Source organism: Vaccinium witches'-broom phytoplasma str. VAC (assembly GCF_000309405.1).
GTDB lineage: Bacteria > Bacillota_I > Bacilli_A > Acholeplasmatales > Acholeplasmataceae > Phytoplasma.
The window spans coordinates 1-439 of sequence record NZ_AKIN01000263.1; the positions used below are offsets into that span (position 1 = coordinate 1).

The window sequence follows — 439 nt, forward strand, 5'->3', positions numbered from 1 at the left end:
GATCTTCTAAGGTGTATTCATCTTCTTCATGAGAATATTTTTCGTTAAAAGGATTGATTCTAGGTTTAAAATAAACTCCAATTAATCCTTGAGGAGGATTTTTTAATTTGGGTTTAAAGAAAGTATAACCGTAGGGGTTATAGGAAGGAGATGAAATATCATAAAAATAAGCTTCTATATCAAAATATTTTAAGATTTCAGGAATACTTTCTTTCGAAAAAACTTGGATATCATGACGGATGAATTGAGGTTGAGTTGCTAACCATTCTTGTTGAAGGGTTCGGTAGTCTACTAGTTTAATAGTTGATTTGATTTGGCGATGAAAGAAAGAATGAGCAATAATAGGTTTAATGAATAAAATAGTGGTTAATAAAGAAATGATTAAGAAAACTTTTTTAAGGATTTGGTTCGATTCATATATTTTTGCCTCCTTTGGTTT

The 439-nt window shown here is 29.4% G+C and carries 1 pseudogene; it reads right to left on the reverse strand.

The features are described 5' to 3' along the window. A pseudogene (locus RI68_RS04030) lies at positions 1-421 on the reverse strand (hypothetical protein); the annotation flags it as partial. Positions 422-439 lie beyond the last annotated feature (18 nt).